The 17,487-nt window shown below is 67.6% G+C and carries 17 protein-coding genes; 11 read left to right on the top strand and 6 right to left on the bottom strand.

Going from position 1 to position 17,487, the window contains the following annotated elements; genetic code table 11:
- The first annotated feature begins 4 nt into the window (after window positions 1-4).
- The 9 genes from ACEN9P_RS08970 (at window position 5) to xylB (ending at window position 9,611) form a co-directional block, all read left to right on the top strand.
- Window positions 5-955 carry an SMP-30/gluconolactonase/LRE family protein gene (locus ACEN9P_RS08970; protein WP_495621755.1) on the top strand — a complete coding sequence of 317 codons (951 nt, stop codon included), beginning with the start codon at window positions 5-7 and terminating at the stop codon, window positions 953-955.
- A 10-nt stretch (window positions 956-965) separates the two neighbouring features.
- Window positions 966-1,106: a hypothetical protein gene (locus tag ACEN9P_RS08965; protein ID WP_495621754.1), complete on the top strand. Its 141-nt coding sequence runs from the start codon at window positions 966-968 to the stop codon at window positions 1,104-1,106.
- A complete protein-coding gene (xylA, locus tag ACEN9P_RS08960; protein WP_477664135.1) occupies window positions 1,103-2,428 on the top strand; it encodes a xylose isomerase in 1,326 nt (441 codons plus the stop codon). The genes ACEN9P_RS08965 and xylA overlap by 4 nt, the downstream gene beginning before the upstream one ends.
- A gap of 7 nt (window positions 2,429-2,435) precedes the next feature.
- A complete protein-coding gene (locus ACEN9P_RS08955) occupies window positions 2,436-3,920 on the top strand; it encodes a sugar ABC transporter ATP-binding protein (RefSeq protein WP_495621753.1) in 1,485 nt (494 codons plus the stop codon).
- 4 nt (window positions 3,921-3,924) lie between these two features.
- Complete coding sequence (locus ACEN9P_RS08950) at window positions 3,925-4,914, top strand: ABC transporter permease (protein ID WP_495622155.1); 990 nt, start codon at window positions 3,925-3,927, stop codon at window positions 4,912-4,914.
- Window positions 4,915-4,982: 68 nt separating this feature from the next.
- The gene (locus tag ACEN9P_RS08945) at window positions 4,983-5,945 is read left to right on the top strand and encodes an ABC transporter substrate-binding protein (RefSeq protein ID WP_074580043.1); all 963 of its coding nucleotides are present in this window, start codon (window positions 4,983-4,985) and stop codon (window positions 5,943-5,945) included.
- A gap of 7 nt (window positions 5,946-5,952) precedes the next feature.
- Window positions 5,953-6,978, top strand: a complete 1,026-nt coding sequence (locus ACEN9P_RS08940; RefSeq protein WP_495621752.1) for a sugar phosphate isomerase/epimerase family protein — start codon at window positions 5,953-5,955, stop codon at window positions 6,976-6,978.
- Complete coding sequence (locus ACEN9P_RS08935) at window positions 6,975-8,129, top strand: Gfo/Idh/MocA family protein (RefSeq protein WP_495621751.1); 1,155 nt, start codon at window positions 6,975-6,977, stop codon at window positions 8,127-8,129. The genes ACEN9P_RS08940 and ACEN9P_RS08935 overlap by 4 nt, the downstream gene beginning before the upstream one ends.
- 3 nt (window positions 8,130-8,132) lie before the next feature.
- The gene (gene xylB, locus ACEN9P_RS08930) at window positions 8,133-9,611 is read left to right on the top strand and encodes a xylulokinase (RefSeq protein WP_495621750.1); all 1,479 of its coding nucleotides are present in this window, start codon (window positions 8,133-8,135) and stop codon (window positions 9,609-9,611) included.
- A 126-nt stretch (window positions 9,612-9,737) separates the two neighbouring features.
- Here the strand turns inward: xylB and ACEN9P_RS08925 are convergent, their stop codons facing one another.
- Both ACEN9P_RS08925 and ACEN9P_RS08920 read right to left on the bottom strand, forming a co-directional pair.
- Window positions 9,738-10,055, bottom strand: coding sequence for a DUF4148 domain-containing protein (locus ACEN9P_RS08925; RefSeq protein ID WP_477664128.1), 318 nt, complete (start codon window positions 10,053-10,055; stop codon window positions 9,738-9,740).
- A gap of 307 nt (window positions 10,056-10,362) precedes the next feature.
- Window positions 10,363-11,289, bottom strand: coding sequence for a LysR family transcriptional regulator (locus ACEN9P_RS08920; protein ID WP_477664127.1), 927 nt, complete (start codon window positions 11,287-11,289; stop codon window positions 10,363-10,365).
- Between the two features lie 208 nt (window positions 11,290-11,497).
- On the opposite strand from ACEN9P_RS08920, the gene ACEN9P_RS08915 reads away from it, so the two are divergent.
- Window positions 11,498-11,782, top strand: a complete 285-nt coding sequence (locus tag ACEN9P_RS08915; protein ID WP_477701254.1) for a DUF4148 domain-containing protein — start codon at window positions 11,498-11,500, stop codon at window positions 11,780-11,782.
- 190 nt (window positions 11,783-11,972) lie between these two features.
- Complete coding sequence (locus ACEN9P_RS08910; RefSeq protein WP_495621749.1) at window positions 11,973-12,383, top strand: hypothetical protein; 411 nt, start codon at window positions 11,973-11,975, stop codon at window positions 12,381-12,383.
- Between the two features lie 84 nt (window positions 12,384-12,467).
- Here the strand turns inward: ACEN9P_RS08910 and ACEN9P_RS08905 are convergent, their stop codons facing one another.
- From ACEN9P_RS08905 to ACEN9P_RS08890, 4 genes are read right to left on the bottom strand one after another with little or no spacing between them, the layout of a single operon-like run.
- On the bottom strand, window positions 12,468-13,625 hold the full coding sequence (locus ACEN9P_RS08905) for a DUF1513 domain-containing protein (protein WP_495621748.1): 1,158 nt from the start codon (window positions 13,623-13,625) through the stop codon (window positions 12,468-12,470).
- Window positions 13,626-13,634: 9 nt separating this feature from the next.
- Complete coding sequence (locus tag ACEN9P_RS08900; RefSeq protein WP_495622154.1) at window positions 13,635-14,714, bottom strand: imelysin family protein; 1,080 nt, start codon at window positions 14,712-14,714, stop codon at window positions 13,635-13,637.
- 5 nt (window positions 14,715-14,719) lie between these two features.
- On the bottom strand, window positions 14,720-16,186 hold the full coding sequence (locus ACEN9P_RS08895; RefSeq protein ID WP_495621747.1) for a di-heme oxidoreductase family protein: 1,467 nt from the start codon (window positions 16,184-16,186) through the stop codon (window positions 14,720-14,722).
- Window positions 16,187-17,383 (bottom strand): imelysin family protein, encoded by a 1,197-nt coding sequence (locus ACEN9P_RS08890; RefSeq protein WP_495621746.1) that lies wholly within the window; start codon window positions 17,381-17,383, stop codon window positions 16,187-16,189.
- Window positions 17,384-17,487: the final 104 nt, after the last annotated feature.

Below are 17,487 nucleotides of genomic sequence, written 5' to 3'. Positions count from 1 at the left end.
GAGCATGGGTGAACACTATGGCATCCGCAGTGATTTCCGCCTGCATGACGTCCGCTTTCGCGGCCTGGTGCCTCCCAACGCGTTTGTGGAGAAGCTCTATAGCGGCGCACGCTGGGCCGAAGGGCCGGTGTATTTCCCCGCGGGCGATTTCCTGCTGTTCAGCGACATCCCCAACAACCGCATCCTGCGCTGGGTGCCCGACGGTGCCGGGCCCGGATGCGTGCTGGAATTCCGCAAGCCCTCCGATTTCGCCAACGGCAACACGCGTGACGGCCAGGGCCGCCTGCTCAGCTGCGAGCACGGCACGCGCTGCGTGAGCCGCACCGGGCACGACGGGCGCCGCACGGTGCTCGCCTCCTCGTTCCAGGGAAAAAAACTCAACTCACCCAACGACCTGGTGCTGGGGCCCGATGGGGCCTTGTGGTTCTCCGACCCGTCCTACGGCATCCTCTCGGATTACGAGGGTTATGCGGCGGAGCCTGAGTACGGCGGCCGCTACGTGTTCCGCGTCGATCCCGCCAGCGGCCGCGTGGAGGCGGCCGTGACCGACTTCGTCCAGCCGAACGGGCTGGCCTTTTCGCCCGATGGGCGGCGGCTCTACATCGCGGATTCGGGCGCCTCGCACGACCCCCAGGGACCGCGCCACATCCGTTCGTTCGAGGTGGATGAGGGCAGGCTGCGGGGTGGCGAGGTGTTCGCGACGGTGGACACCGGCATCCCGGACGGGTTGCGCGTGGACGTTCTCGGCAATGTCTGGACCAGCGCCGGCGACGGCGTCCATTGCTTCACGCCGCAGGGCGAGCTGCTGGGCAAGATCCTCATCCCGGAGCCGGTGGCCAACCTCGAGTTCGGTGGCCCGCGCGGCAACCGGCTGTTCATCACGGCGACGACTTCGCTGTATGCCTGCTACCTGGCGACCTCCGGTGCGAGCGTTTCCGCGCCGCGAGCCGGCTGAGGGGATGGCCATGCCGGCGGTGATCATGCATATCCCGTCAATTGCTGCAATGCAGAAAGAAATTTCACAAGCAGCGCTCGCCAAATTCGCAAACTTGCGCGGCGGCACCAGGACTAGCATCGCCATTTTGATTGTTCCGGCGCAGACATGACTTCCTTTGAATCCCTTCCCCAGGTCCGTTACGAGGGCCCGCAGTCGACGAATCCGCTGGCCTACCGTCATTACGACGCCAAGGAGCGCGTGCTGGGCAAGACGCTGGAGCAGCACCTGCGGCTGGCCGTTTGTTACTGGCATACCTTTGTGTGGCCCGGCAACGATGTGTTCGGGCAGCCGACCTTCGCGCGGCCCTGGCATGTTCCGGGTGACGAGCTGACGCTGGCGCGCCGCAAGGCCGACGCCGCCTTCGGCCTGATCTCGCGGCTGGGCGTGCCCTTTTACACCTTTCACGACACCGACGTGGCGCCCGAGGGCGCAAGCCTGGCGGACTACCGCAGCAACCTTTCGGCCATGGTGGACGTGCTAGCGCAAAAGCAGCAGGAAACGGGGATCGCGCTGCTGTGGGGCACGGCCAACCTGTTCAGCCATCCGCGCTACGCTGCCGGCGCCGCGAGCAACCCCGACCCCGAAGTCTTCGCCTACGCCGCGACGCAGGTCTTCAGCGCGCTCAATGCGACGCATCGCCTGGGCGGCGCGAACTACGTGATGTGGGGCGGACGCGAAGGCTACGACACGCTGCTCAACACCGACTTGCGCCGCGAGCGGCGCCAGCTCGGCCGCTTCATGCAGATGGTGGTGGAGCACAAGCACAAGATAGGCTTCGCCGGCCAGCTGCTGATAGAGCCCAAGCCGCTGGAGCCCACCAAGCACCAGTACGACTACGACAGTGCCACGGTCTATGGTTTCCTCAAGGACTTCGGCCTGGAGCGCGAGATCAAGCTGAACATCGAGGCCAACCACGCCACGCTGGCGGGGCACAGCTTCCAGCACGAGATCGCCACGGCCGCCGCGCTGGGCATCTTCGGCAGCATAGACGCCAACCGGGGCGACCCGCAAAACGGCTGGGACACCGACCAGTTCCCCAACAGCGTGGAAGACCTCACGCTGGCGATGTACGAGATCCTGCGCGCGGGCGGGGTCGGCAGCGGCGGCTTCAACTTCGACGCCAAGGTGCGCCGCCAGAGCATGGACCCCGTGGACATCCTGCACGGGCACGCCGGCGCCATCGACGCGCTGGCCCTGGCACTCAAGAGCGCCGCGCGGCTCGTGGAGGCCGGTGAGCTCGAGCGCTTTCGCACCGAGCGCTACGCCCGCTGGGACGGTGACCTGGGCCGCGGCATCCTGGGCGGGGACATGAAGCTCAGCGAGGTGGCGGAATACGCCTTTGTGCAGGACCTGCGGCCCCGGCCGGTGAGCGGGCGGCAGGAGTGGCTGGAAAACCGCGTGAACGCGGCGATCTTCGACCCCGTCGCCTGAGTGCACCATGAACCCGGACGTCGGCTTCCAGCAGGTGACAAAGCGCTTCGGGCCCGTGCAGGTGCTGCATGGCGTGAGCTTCGCTTTCGCGCCCGGTCGCGTGTACGGCGTGCTGGGCGAGAACGGCGCCGGCAAGTCCACGCTCATGAAGATACTGGCCGGCTATGAGCCGGCCAGCGAGGGCTCGGTGGAGATAGGCGGGCAGGCCGTGAGCTTCAGGGGGCCGCGCGACGCCGAGGCCGAAGGCATCGTGATGATCCACCAGGAGTTCAACCTCGCCGACGACCTGAGCATCGCGCAGAACATTTTCCTCGGGCACGAACTGACGCGCCACGGCTTGCTGGACGAGCGGGCGATGGCGCGCCGCGCCGAGGCGGCCATGCGCTCGGTGGGCCTGGCCTGCGACCCCGGCCGGCGCGTGCGCGACCTGATCGTGGCCGAGAAGCAGCTGGTGGAGATCGCCAAGGCCCTGAGCCGCAATGCCCGCGTGCTGGTGATGGACGAACCCACCGCCACGCTGACACCGTCGGAAACCGAGCGGCTGTTCGCCCTGATCGCGCAATTGCGTAGCCAGGGTGCCACGGTGCTCTACATTTCGCACAAGCTGGACGAGGTCGAGCGCATCACCGACGAAGTGCTGGTCATGCGCGACGGCCGGCTGGTGGCGCACCGGCCCACGGGCAGCGTGACCCGCCAGCAGATGGCCAGCCTCATGGTGGGCCGCGAGCTCAGCGACCTGTTTCCGCCGCGGCAGCCCGTGCCGGACGGCGCGCAGGCGCTGCTCAAGGTCCAGAACCTGCAGGTGCCCGGCTGGGCGCGGGACGTGAGTTTCCAGGTACGCGCCGGCGAGATCCTGGGTTTTGCCGGGCTGGTCGGCGCCGGGCGGACTGAATTGTTTGAAGGCCTGCTGGGCTTGCGCCCCGCGAGCTGCGCGGCGGTGGACGTCGCGGGCCGGCCTTGGACGCGGCGCAGCCCGCGCTCGGCCGCGCGCCTGGGGCTGACCTATCTCAGCGAGGACCGCAAGGGCCGCGGCCTGCACCTGCGCATGGGCGTGCCGGAGAACCTCACGCTGATGGCCCTGGAGCGCTACGCCCAGCCCTGGCTGGATCCCGCGGCGGAGCGCGCGGCCCTGAAGCAGGCGAGCGAAGCCTTCGGCATACGCGCGGCGGCCGGCGTGCCGGCATCGGCGCTGTCCGGCGGCAACCAGCAGAAGCTGGCGCTGGCCCGCGTGCTGCAGCCGCAGCCGCAAGTCGTGGTGCTCGACGAGCCCACGCGCGGCGTGGACGTGGGGGCCAAGCGCGACATTTATTTCCTGATCCGGCGCCTGGCCGACGAGGGCCGCGCCGTCGTCATCGTCTCGTCCGAGCTGCTCGAGCTCATAGGCCTGTGCCACCGCGTCATCGTCATGCGCCAGGGCCGGATGGCCGCCGAGCTGCCGCAGGACCAGCTCACCGAAGAACTGCTGATCGCCCATGCAACTGGAACCCACTAAACCCATGGCTGGTGTATCGCCAGCGCCCATGATGGCGCGCCGCTGGGACGGCCTGCGCGGCGGCGGCCCGCTGGCGGGCCTGGTGCTGGTGTGCCTGCTGGGCGCCATGCTGAACGAGAACTTCGCCAGCCTGGACAACGCCATGAACGTGCTGACCCGAACGGCGTTCATCGGCATCATTGCCGTGGGCATGTGTTTTGTGATCATCTCCGGCGGCATAGACCTGTCGGTGGGGTCCATGGCGGCGCTGATCGCGGGCGCCATGATCCTGCTGATGAACGCCGCCGCGGGCGCCGGCTGGCCGCCGCTGGCCGCCATCCTGGCCGGCATGGCCTGCGCCGTCGGCCTGGGCGCGCTCTTCGGCCTGGCCCACGGCCTGCTGATCAGCAAGGGTCGCATAGAACCTTTTATCGTGACCCTGGGGACGCTGGGCATTTTCCGCGCCTACCTCACCTACTTCTCCAACGGCGGCGCGATCACGCTGGACGGCTCACTGGCAACCGCCTACGGCCCGGTGTACTACGGCAGCTGGCTGGGTGTGCCGGTGCCGGTGTGGGTCTTTGTCGTGGTTGCGCTGCTGGGCGGCCTGATCCTGAACCGCACGGCCTACGGCCGCTACGTGCAGGCCATAGGCTCCAACGAGCAGGTGGCCCGCTATGCGGCCGTGGAGGTCGACCGCGTCAAGGTGCTGACCTATGTGCTGCTGGGCGTTTGTGTGGGCATCGCCACCGTGCTCTACGTGCCGCGCCTGGGCTCGGCCTCGCCGTCCACCGGCCTGCTCTGGGAGCTCGAGGCGATCGCGGCCGTGATCGTCGGCGGCACGGCGCTCAAGGGCGGCGCCGGCAGCATCACCGGCACCGTCATTGGCGCGGTGCTGCTTTCGGTGATCAGCAACATCCTGAACCTCACCAGCATCATCAGCGTGTACCTGAACGCCGCGGTGCAGGGCTTTGTGATCATCGCGGTGGCGTTCTTCCAGCGCGGGCGTAAATGATGGAGTTCACCGGCGGAGTTGCCGTTTTTTCAGCCAATCTTTCAGCCAACCCAAAGAGGAGACAAACCATGAAACCGATCACCCAATTGCTGGCGGCAGGCGCCGCCGTCCTGGCCTTGCTCGGCGCCGCGCCGGCGGCGCTGGCGCAGAACAAGCCGCACATCGGCGTGTCCATCCCCGCCGCCACCCACGGCTGGACGGGCGGGGTGGTGTACTGGGCCAACCGCACCAAGACGGAACTGGAAAAGCAGTACCCCGGCCTGAAGGTCACCGTCAAGACGGCCGGCTCGGCCGCCGAACAGGCCAACCAGGTGCAGGACCTGCAGACGGCCAACAAGATCGACACGCTGGTGATCCTTCCCTTCGAATCCGCGCCGCTCACGCAGCCCGTCGCGCAGGTCAAGGGCAAGGGCGTGTACGTCACCGTGGTGGACCGGGGCCTGACCGACGCCGGCGCGCAGGACGCCTACGTGGCGGGCGACAACCCCGGCTTCGGCAAGGTGTCGGGCGAGTACATGGCCAAGGCCATGGGCGGCAAGGGCAACGTCGTCGTGCTGCGCGGCATCCCCACGGTCATCGACAACCAGCGCGTCGACGCCTTCATGGCGGTGATGAAGAGCCACCCCGACATCAAGGTGCTGGATGCCAAACACGGCAACTGGAACCGCGACGACGCCTTCAAGGTGATGCAGGACTACCTCACGCGCTTCAAGCAGATCGACGCCGTGTGGGCCTCGGACGACGACATGGCGGTGGGCGTGCAGAAGGCGATAGACCAGGCCAAGCGCGGCGACATCAAGATGGTGCTGGGCGGCGCCGGCTCCAAGGACTACATCAAGAAGGTGATGGACGGCGACAAGATGGTTACGGCCGACGTGACCTACTCGCCCGCCATGATCGCCGACGCGATGAAACTCACCGCGGCCGCGCGCGTCAAGGGCGAGAAGCTGCCGGCCTCCACCATCATCCCCTCGGTGCTGGTGACCAAGGACAATGCCAAACAGTACTATTTCCCCGACTCCCCGTTCTGAGGCAATCATGGCCAGACCCGTCACACTTTTTACCGGACAGTGGGCCGACCTGCCGCTGGTCGAACTCGCACCCCTGGCGCGTGGCATGGGCTACGACGGGCTCGAGCTTGCCTGCTGGGGCGACCATTTCAACGTGCAGGAAGCGCTGGGCAGCGACCGCTACCTGCAGGACAAGCGCAACCTGCTGGAAAAGCACGGCCTGCGTTGCTTCGCGATCGGCAGCCACCTCGTGGGCCAGGCCGTGTGCGACCTGATCGACGAGCGCCACCAGTCCATCCTGCCCGCGCATGTGTGGGGCGACGGCGATCCCGAGGGCGTGCGCCAGCGCGCCGCGCGCGAGATGCAGGACACGGCGCGCGCCGCCGCCAAGCTGGGCGTGAAGGCGGTCACCGGCTTCACGGGTTCCTCGATCTGGCATTCGCTGTACGCCTTCCCGCCGACGCCGCAGGCGTACTGGGACAAGGGCTTCGCGGATTTCGCGCAGCGCTGGAAACCCATCCTGGACGTCTTCGAATCCTGCGGCGTGAACTTCGCCCTGGAGGTGCACCCCACCGAGATCGCTTTCGACACGGCGTCGGCGCAGCGCGCCGTCGAGGCGGTGGCGGGGCACAGGCGCTTCGGCTTTAATTTCGACCCCAGCCACCTGGGCTACCAGGGTGTGGACTACGTGAAGTTCCTGCGCACCTTCAGCGACCGCATCTACAACGTGCACATGAAGGACGTCTGGTGGGGCAAGGGCGACGGGACGGCCGGCGTGTTCGGCGGCCACACCAGCTTCGGCGACGCGCGCCGCTACTGGGACTTCCGCAGCGTGGGCCGCGGCATGATCGACTTCGAGTCCATCATCGTCGCGCTCAACGACATCGCGTACGCCGGGCCGCTCAGCGTGGAGTGGGAGGACAGCCGCATGGACCGCGTGCACGGCGCCACCGAGAGCGCGGCCTATTGCAAGCGGCTGGACTTCAAGCCGGCGGCGGGCGCTTTCGACGCCGTCTTCGACAAGGCCAAACAGGGCGGGATGGCCGGGTCATGACGGGCAAGCTGCGTTACGCCATGGTGGGCGGCGGGCAGGGCGCCTTCATAGGTGCCGTGCACCGCAAGGCGATGGCGCTGGACGGCCAGACGGAGCTGGTGGCCGGCGCGCTGTCGTCCGACCCGCAGCGCGCGCGCGCTTCCGGCGCCGAGCTGGGGCTGGCCGACGCGCGCAACCACGGGCGCTGGCAGGACCTGCTGGCCGATGAGCTCAAGCGGCCGGTGCACGAGCGCATAGATTTTGTGTCCATCGTCACGCCCAACCATGTGCACTTCCCGGTGGCCCAGGCCTTCGCCGAGGCGGGCATCCACGTGGTCTGCGACAAGCCGCTGGTGCACAGCAGCGAAGAGGCCCAGGCGCTGGAGCGGGCCGCGCAGCGCAGCGGCTGCGTGTTCGGGGTGACCTACAACTACACGGGCTACCCCATGGTGCGCGAAGCCCGCGAGCTGGTGGCCAAGGGCCTGATCGGTGAGCTGCGCAAGGTCATCGTCGAATACAACCAGGGCTGGCTCGCCACCAATCTGGAGGCCACTGGCCAGAAGCAGGCCGGCTGGCGCACCGATCCCGCGCGCAGCGGCCTGGCCGGCGCCATGGGCGACATCGGCTCGCACGCCGAAAACCTGGTGGCCACGGTGACCGGCCTGGAGCTGGACAGCATCTGCGCGGACCTGACCACCTTTGTGCCGGGCCGCCGCCTGGACGACGACGGCAATGTGCTGCTGCGCTTTACCAATGGGGCCAGGGGTGTGCTCATCGCGTCGCAGATCGAGGTCGGCTGCGAGAACGACCTGCGCCTGCGGGTGTTCGGCAGCCAGGGCACGCTGGTGTGGCACCAGGAGGAGCCGAATCGCCTGGTGCACCAGCCCATCGACGGCCCTGCGCGCGTGCTGACCCGCGGCTCGCCCTGGCTGGGCGAGGCCGCGCGCCGCGCCACGCGGCTGCCCACGGGCCATCCCGAAGCCTTTCTCGAGGCCTTCGCCAATGTGTACCTCGGCGTCGCCGCGCACATCCGGGCGGTGCAGGCGGGACGGGCGCCCGATCCGCTGGAGGCCGACTACCCGCGCCTGGCCGACGGCGCGCGCGGCGTGCGCTTCATCGAGAAGGTGGTGGAGTCCGCCGGTAGCCAGGCCAAGTGGACGCCGATGCGCTGACGCATGTTCCTCGGCATCGATCTCGGCACCTCCGGCGTCAAAGCCGTGGTCCTGGACCGCGGGCACCAGGTCCTGGCCAGCGGCAGCGCGCCGCTGGCGGTCGAGCAGCCGCACTCCCTGTGGCGCGAGCAGGACCCGCGGGACTGGTGGCGTGCCTGCGATGAGGCCGTGCGCCAGGCGCTGGCCGGGCTGGCGGCGGCGGGCCGCAGCCCAGGCGACGTGGCGGGCATCGGCCTGACCGGCCAGATGCACGGTGCGACCTTGCTCGATGCGCAAGGCCAAACCCTGCGGCCCGCCATCCTGTGGAACGACGGCCGCAGCGCCGAGGAATGCGCCCTGCTCGAGCGCCAGGTGCCGCGCTCGCGCGAGATCACCGGCAACATGATGATGCCCGGTTTCACGGCCCCCAAGCTCCTGTGGGTGGCGCGCCATGAGCCGCAAGTGTTTGAGCGTGTGCGGCAGGTGCTGCTGCCCAAGGACTGGCTGCGCTGGCGCATGACCGGCGAGTTCGCCACCGACATGTCGGACGCCGCGGGCACGCTGTGGCTGGACGTGGCCGGGCGCGGCTGGAGCGACGAGCTGCTGGCCGCCTGCAACTTGTCGCGCGCGCACATGCCGGCCCTGCACGAGGGGCCGGAGCCTACGGGCATGCTGCGCGCGGACCTCGCGCGGCACTGGGGCTTGCGCAGCATCCCGGTGGCAGCCGGCGCGAGCGACAACGCCGCCGGCGCGCTGGGCGCCGGCGTTTACCGACCGGGCGACGCGATGCTGTCGCTGGGCACTTCGGGCGTGGTCTTCGTCGCCACGCGCGAATTCGTCTCCAATCCCGGGCAGGCGGTGCACAGCTTTTGCCATGCCTTGCCGCGCACCTGGCACCTGATGTCGGTCATGCTGTCGGCGGCTTCCTGCCTGGATTTCACCGCCTCGCTGCTCGGCGAGCCCGACATCGGGCGGCTACTGGCCGAGGCCGAGGCGCGCGGCCTGCGGCCGTCCACGCCGCTGTTCCTGCCTTACTTGAACGGGGAGCGCACGCCGCACAACAACCCCCAGGCCGAGGCTGTTTTTTTTGGCCTGAATGCGGGCACCGCACGCGCCGACCTGGTCAACGCCACGCTGGAAGGCGTGTGCCATGGGCTGGCCCAGGGCATCGCCGCCTTGCAGGCCACCGGGGCCGGGCTAACGCAGGTCAGCCTGATAGGCGGCGGCTCGCGCAGCGCTTACTGGGCCCAGATGCTGGCCGACGCCACGGGGCTGGAGGTGGTCCGGCGCGAGGACTCCGCCGTGGGGCCTGCACTGGGTGCCGCCAGGCTTGCCTGGCTGTGTGTGGACAGGGCGCACGCGCAGGATGTGCTGAAGGCGCCCGCGGCGCTGGACAGCTGCACGCCCCGGCCCGTCGAACGAGAGCGATGGAAGGAGCGCGGGGCGCGTTTTGCCGCGCTGTACGCCGGTGTCGCACCGCTATACGGCGCGCAAGGCCTTTGATGGCGTGCGCACGGCAAGGCATCCCGTTGCGCTCATGCGCAGCAGGATGCCTTGTGTTGGGACTGAAAGCTACCGGTGGCGGCTGTTGTCGCAGCCGTCATCGGCGCTCAACAGCGCGGAATGCGCTTATTGAACGACAGGGAAGTCGCGGTCAAAGGCGGAAGCCGACACGGTGGTGCCGATCTCGGCTTTGACTTCAGCGCGGGTCTTGTTGCTGGCGGGTGCCGTGTAGACGTCCTGGTAAGTCCGGCCGATGTTCGCGGAATAGCCTTCGCGCTGGGCTTGTGCCAGCTCGGCTTTGACTTCGGCGCGGGTCTTGGTGCTGACCGACTTCACCTGGTCTTGCGGGAAGGGGTCGCGGCCTTCGGCGAAGCTGCTGGCCGAGCCGAAGAAGGCCAGTGCGGAGACGGCAAGAACGGAGGCGGAGACGAGATTCGATTTCATGATGAATTTCCTTTAGAACAGTTTTTGAAATATCCGGTCGGACGGGCTGCGTGCCCGAGGGGCCTTCCTCGCTGAGTCGCGTTATGAATGTGGCTCACCGATGCATCCCAGCTTGTTCCGCAAGGGCCATAGACAAGTGCGTGTTTGCAGAACATTCCATTGCCGAAATCGGAACAATGAAGGCGCGAATTCACGGAACTTTTGGGGCGAAAGTTTTTTGAAAGCTTTGCGTCAAGAAGCGCATGCGCCCGTTGTTGCGCATGGCGAAATCAAATGGCGTCGATGCCGCGCGTTGAACGCGCGGCACTCACTCCTGCCGCGTGTCCATTCTTTTGATCACCCTGCGCGTGTATTCGGTCATGAATTCGAGGAACACGCTGGTGCGCACCGGAATGAATTTGCGGCTGGGCAGCGCCGCGTACAAGGTGTTGGTGCCGGTGATCCAGGGCGCGAGGATGCGCCGCAGCGCGCCGCTGTTGAGGTGGTTGGCCACCAGGTCTATGGACTGGCTCATGATGCCGGCGCCGTCCACGCAGGCGCGTATCAGCGTGTCGCTGTGGTTGACCAGCATGCTGGGTTCTATCTGCACTTCGATGACGCGTTTGCCTTCGTCGGGGTTGGTCAGGCGCCAGATGCGGTGGCGATTGGCGGCCTGCTTGACGCGCAGGTTGTGGTACTGCGGCAGGTCTTCGGGCCGCGCCGGCGTGCCGTTGCGGCGCAGGTAGTCGGGCGAGGCGCAGAGCACACCGTCCGATGAGGCGATGGGCCGCGCGATGATGTTGGCGTCAAAGGCGTCGCCGGCGCCCAGCAGCGTGAGGTCGTAGTCCTCGACCGGCGGCACCAGCGGCGAGTCCACATGGATGTCGAGCACCACCTTGGGGTAGCGCCGGCCGAACTCGGCCACCAGCGGCGCCAGCACATGCACGGCGAACACCGGCGGCGTCATGATGCGTATGGTGCCGGACATCTCCTGCGCATGGGCCTGGGCGGCGGCATGGGCTTCGTCGATGTCGCTCAGGATGTGCCGCACGCGGGCCAAATAGGTTTCGCCGGCATCGGTCAGCGCCAGGCGGCGCGTGGTGCGCTGCAGCAGGCGCACGCCCAGATGGTCTTCCAGGTCGCCGACCAGGCGGGTCACGACGGCGGACGAAATATCAAATTTGCGCGCCGCAGCGGCAAAACTGCCGTCATCCACGACTTGCTGGAACACCCGCATTGATTGAAGCCTGTCCATGGGTTAACCCTTATATAGCACCTTTATTGTTGCTAATTTAACAGCAATGTATTGTTGGAATTGGTATTTTTTGTTTGATTTAACAGGAATACAGTTCATACATCGATGAGCCGAAGCCACTTACAAGGCGACTCACCGAGGCTGGACAGACGGGGAGATGAGCCCGCCATGCCCGGAACGTCACTTAACTTTTGAGAGGATATTCATCATGAAATCGAACTTTGTTGCCGCCGCTGTTGTTGCTGTTGCCGCCCTGACTTCCGTCGCTGCTTCCGCCCAGCCCCTGAACGCCTTCCTGCTGGACCAGATGCAGGCACCCGCCACCAAGACTCGCGCTGAAGTCAAAAGCGAAGTGCTGCAGGCCCAGAAGACCGACGCCACTTCCAGCTTCAATGGCGTGACCGCCCAGCAAAACCTGGCCGCTCCCCGCGCTGAAAAAGCCGGCGCAGCCCCCCAGGCGGCTGCAGAGCTCGTGAAGACCAGCGCCCAGTAAGCTTGCACAAGCCGGCCTTTGCCGGTTCTGACGCAATCGCCCCGGTAGTCCGAAAGGGTTGCCGGGGCGATTGCATTGGTGCCTGCCCCTAAGTGCCTGGTGATCGCTGTTGCTGTGTTCTTATTAAGATCACCGGCGACGGCGAACTCACGCCTGCTGCCTTATGTTCCTTTTTGTTGCGAGAGGCAATATGTCCATCCCCTCGATCCCCCGGGGCAGCCTTCTGGTTCTGGTGTTGATGCTGGCTGCCCTGCTGGCGGGCTGCGGCAAGCCGGAGCCGGCCGTGCCGCCCGCCAAGCCGGACCCCATGGCGGAGGTACCGCCGGAGCGGGTATTCAAGGGCTCGCTCGGTGGAAAGCCCGTGCACCTGGCGGTGTCTGACTGCAAGGTCTACCGCGCCCTGCCTGGCGATGGCGGCTGGCAGATGGTGCTCGAACCCGAACCCTATCCCTTTTTCTCCTCGTGCGATCGGCAGACGCTGCGTGCGGAAAACGGCGCGGTCACCGTCACACTCGGGCGTATGGCTTTTGGTGCGGGAGGCTGTTGCGCCACCGGCGGCACCTACCGCTCCACCGATGGCGAGCGATGGAAGAAGCTGTGAAGTTCACCGGGCAAGGCACGTTTGAATTCACGGTGCCTTGCTTGCGATAAATGGGCCGTGATCCGGTCAATCACCGGCCACCCTCTAGCCCGCCAGCGGGGCCCAGTGGTTGTCCAGCCGCACATTTGCAAGCGTCGGCGAAGCCGTGCGGCCTGCACCATCGCGCACCAGCGCGGCGAACCGCCCGCCGGCCCAGAGTGTGGTGTCGGCCCGGCCGGCTGCCGGGGCCGAGGTGACGGCACAGGCCTCCTGCAGCGGGAAAAAACCTGTCCAGCGCCCATCGGCCTGCCACACGGCGACGCCATTGGCGCGCGGACAGCCCACGGCAAAAGCGCCCGCCGCCCAGGCGATGTCGCCGCCGTAGCCGGCCAGCACATGCCCGGCCCCGGCGTCGCAGGCCCGCAGCGTCCGGCCGTCAAAAAGCGCCAGCACGGGCGCGCCGGTTTTGGCTGCGCTGTCCTCATGCTCGGCCTGCAGCGCGATGCCCAATACACGCGGGCCGCCCGCCGCCGGTGCGCGGCCCCAGGCCATGTGCCGCAGGCTCAGGCGCTTGTCGGCCAGGCGCCATTGGCCCAGCAGCGCGCCGCTGCGCGTGTCCAGCCGCACCAGCGAGGCATCCATGCGCTCCATGTGAATCTTCAGGCGGCCGGTTTCAGGCAAGGCGGGAATGCCGCCGTTCGCCACGACCAGGCTGCCATCGTCGTCGAGCAAGAGCTCGTGCGGGTCCATGCCGTGGCTTGGCCATTCGCCGGATTTTTCCAGCGTGGCGGCATCGCGCACGCCCACCAGGCCTTCACCGGTTTCGAGGTTCGTTTCGGTGGTGTAGAGCGTTTTGCCGTCGGCGCTCGCGATCACGTGGCCGTTGAAGGCGCGGTCCGGTTCGGCCCAGGCCCAGGCGATGGCCTTGCCCTGGCTTTCGCCCTCGCTGACGGGCCGCCAGCGCAGCAGCCAGTCCCCCGGGCGGCGTGCCACCGCCAGCAGCGAGCCGCCGCGCTCGGCCCACACCCCGTGGGCTCGCGTCGGCACGTCGAGGGCCGCGCTGACCTGGAGCGCGGTGCCGTGATACGCCAGCACGCCGACCTGGTAGCCCTGCGCTGCCTCCCAGGCGGCGGCCAGCTGTTGCGGCGGGGCCGTCGCGGTAGCTGCCGCCAGCGCGGGTTTGAGCCAGGTACTTGCGCCGGCCGCTGCCAGCGCCAGCCATTGCCGGCGCTGCAGCTTCGTCAGGGCATCAAGCTTCCTCATGGCGGGTTCCTAGTCGCCGTCGGCGTCTGAAAATCCAATGCTCACCTGCAGCGCGGGCGCGATCTCGGCCTCGGTGAGTTTTTTCAGCTCGGCCAGTGAGCGACCGGCGGCCGTCATGCCGGCCTTGTTCGCGGGCGAAATGTTTTGCAGTGCCTTGTCGGTCCTGCCCACGCTTTGCGCCAGCAGCTCGGCCGGCTCGTTGCGGCCCAGGCCGCGCAAATAGGTTTCAATCGGCGCCAGGCCGGCGCCGGGACGCGGCGCTTCGGTGGCTTGCGAGGCGCCCAGCGTGCGCAGCGCCTGCCATTGCGCGGCCCAGCGCGCGGCCGTCTGGCCGCTGGCGCTGCGTGCGTAGGCCGCGGCATTGCGGCCGCCTTGCGCGCTGCCGGCTAGGCGGGGCTTTTCCATTTCGGCCCAGCGCAATCGCTCCAGCGCGCCCGTCCACTGGTTGATGAGTTCGCTCATTGCCGGCCCATTGCTCTCTTCCGCCTCGCCGGGTTTGCGCTCAGCCAGTTCGTTGAAGGCTTTGGCCAGCGTGTCGGCTTCGCGCTGGATATCGGCCGCCACCTGCAGCGCATAGCGGCAGGCCGGCGTGGCCGGCGCGATGGGCTGGCTCCACAGCAGCCACTCGAGTGCGGGCAGGCCCTTGGCCGGCGTGCCTATGCTTTCCATGGCGGTCGCGTCCTGCGGCGCGGTTTGTATCGCGCGCTTGATGAGCTCGGGCCGCGTGGGCGTGAAGTCGATCTGGCGTGCCGAACGTCGCTGCACCAGCGGGCCTATCTGCACGCCGCTTAAACGGTCCCAGGCAAGCGCGCTGGCTTTCCAGCGTTCGCGCGCCTGCTCCAGTTTTATCGTGGCCGCGCCGGCGTCCGCGTCGCAGACCGCGGAGACGGCCGTGGGAAGGCCGCCGGCCTGCTCGGCAAACGCGGCGGCTTGCGGCGCATACCAGAAGCGGTAGACGCCGCGCATGAAATCGCCGGCCGTGTAAAAAGGCACGGCGACATTCGGTGCGACGCTTTGCGCGCATGCGGCGCCGCATGCCAGCAAGGCGATGCCGGCGAAGGCCTTCCAGGGAGCGCGCGAAGTTTTCATGGCGCTCACAGTGATTCCAGGAATTTGACCAACGCGGCGCGCTCCTGCGCCGTCATCTGCAAAACCTTGTCCTTGCTGGCCTTGGCTTCGCCGTCATGCCAAAGCACGGCCTCCAGCGCGCCGCGCGCGCGGCCGTCGTGCAGCAGCCGGTTGTGGCCGTTGACGTCGGGCACCAGGCCCAGGCCCCACAGCGGCGGCGTGCGCCACTGGCGGCCGTTGGCCAGGAAGTCGGGACGGCCGTCGGCCAGGCCTTCGCCCATGTCGTGCAGCAGCAGGTCGGTGTAGGGCCAGATGGTCTGGCCCTGCGCGGCCTTGCTGCCCAGGCGCGGGAAGGGAATCTCGCCGGTCACATAGCTGGGCCGGTGGCAGGCCGCGCATTGCGCCTGGGCAAACAGCTTCTGGCCTTGCACGACCTGGGCGTCCTTCGGGTTGCGCCGCGCGGCAGGCGCCAGCGTGCTTTCGTAGAACACCACGTCGTTAAAAGTCTTCTCGTCGATCTCGGATGCCTTGCCCTGCGCGCCGCGCGGCGCGGCCAGGCAATCCTTTTGCGCGCTGGTGCAGCTTTCCTTGGGGAACAGCGGCGAGGTGATGCCCATGTCGCCCAGGAAAGCGCCGCCGGTCTGGTGCGCGAGCGTGGCGACATTGGCCTTCCAGCCGAAACGCCCCACGCGCATTTGCTGTGTGGGTGCGTCCCACACCTGGTTGGCGACGCCGCGCACGGCACCGCCCAGGGCCGCCTGCTCGCGCGCGTTGCGCACAATTTCCGCCTCGGGGATCGCCTCGAGCAGGCCCACGCCGGCCATCTGCGGCGCGATGCGCGGGCTCAGCATCAGGTCTTTGGCCATGGGGCCGTAATGGAGTTTGCTGAAACCGTAACGCGGCTTTTGCAGCTGGTAAGGCGTGCCGTCGGCGAACTTGCCGCGCACGGTCTCGTAGCGCAGCGAGATCTGCCCTTCGGGCATCACGCCCTGGACCGCGAAGTTGGAAAACTGGTCGCCGTACACCGGGTCGGGCAGGGGGCCGCCGTGCGCGTCCTTGCCCGGAATCGAGAGGCGCAGCAACAGGCCTACCGGCTGCTCGGACAGCCCGCGCGTGAAATCGGGCGGCGCGCCGCGGCCGTCCTGCACATGGCAGCCGCCGCAGGAGCGCGCGATGAAATGCGGGCCCAGGCCGTCGCGCGCGGTGGTCGAGGACGGCGCCTGCACCCAGTTGCGCCTGAAAAAAGAATTGCCGATGACAAAACGCGTGCGCTCCTCGTCGGGCAGGTTGGCCAGCGGGAAGGAAAACGCGTTCTGGCCGGTGGCGAACACGGTGCTGTCGCCGCCGGTTTTTTCGTCATCGGGCGTGGCGCTGTCCTGCGCGACCCCCGCGTGGGTCCAGAGGGCCAGGCCCGCGAGGCCCGCCACGGCCAGCCAGGCAAGACCCGCGCGCAGGCGGCGCGTGGCCGGTTGGGGGGAAGCGCCGCGCAACACTTAAGGTTTGACCAAAGTCAGCTTGGTGATGCCGGCCGCGTTGGCCGCCTCGACCAGGTCCTTGCTTTGCTGCACCAGGCTGTCTATGGTCTTTTGCACGCGCAAGCGGCCGGGCGCGTCCTTGGCGCCGACGATCTCGCGGTCAAACGGCGCCTGTATGCCTTCGGCCGCGGTGACCGAGGCGGCGATCTGCTGCGTGGTGCGGTCCGCCAGCGCCGGGTTTTTGGCGGCCACCAGCTCGCGCAGCGAAGCGCCGCTGATTGTGCTGCCGTCGGCACGTTTGTACTGGCCCAGCCACACGTTTTGTATGCCCTTGGCGTTGGCCACCACGTCGCGGTGCGTGTTGTCGGAAAAGCACGAGTGCTCGTCTTCCTGGTCCTGGCTGGCCAGCGCGACCTCCAGGCGCTCGCCCGCGAGTTCACCGCGCGAGAGCGAGCCCAGGCCGACAAACATCTTGCGCACCGACTCCATGCCGCCGCGCTCGAACTTCGCGCGGTAGGACGTCGCCGTGGGCGACCAGGCCTTGGTGAGGCTGCGCAAGTCGTCGACCAGCAATTCGGTCACCACCTGCAGGTACTGGCGGCGGCGGTCGGCATTGGGCTTTTTGCCGTCCACAAAGTCTTCAAACGAACGGTTGCCCGGGCCGGTGGTGCTCAGGTCCTGGCCCCACAGCAAAAACTCGATGGCATGCCAGCCGGTGGCGATGTTCTCTTCGCCGTTGCGCTCGTTAAGGCTGGCCAGCTGCTTTTTGCTGATGGCGGCCTTGCGGTTGTTGATGATGCCGGCATTGGGCGCGTCCTTGACGTAGTCGACATAGGATTCGTCCATGGGCCAGGCGTTGATGCGGCCTTCGGGGCCGTTTTTATCGTCGATCGGGCCGCCGTAAAAACGGAAAGCCTCGGTCTGGCCGTAAAACTCGCGCGCGTCCAGCCAGGCCTTGCGCGCGGCCTTGAGCCCTTCGTCGGAAGGCGCGGCGGTGAAGGACTGCACGGCTTTTTGCAGCGTGAGGGCACCGGCCAGGGTGTCTTCATAGCTGGCCAGCACCAGCTGGGCATAGTGCTTGGCCACGGCGGGAGCCGTCGCGGCCGGCGCCGCCGCCACGGTGCCGTTCGCGGCGGCTGCGGGCTGGGCCATGGCGGGCGCCGCCAGCAGGGCGAGCAGGGTGGCAAGAACAACGGGTTTCAGCACGGGTGTCATGGCGGCTCCTGGGATTTGTGAAGGGCAAAGCCAGGATTATACAAATGAGAATGGTTATCAATATCATCGGCACACGGAATGCCGGGTCTTTCTTTCACGGCTCG

The sequence above is a fragment of the Polaromonas sp. Polasp52 genome, assembly GCF_059491565.1.
This window is presented reverse-complemented; position numbering and strand designations above follow the sequence as displayed.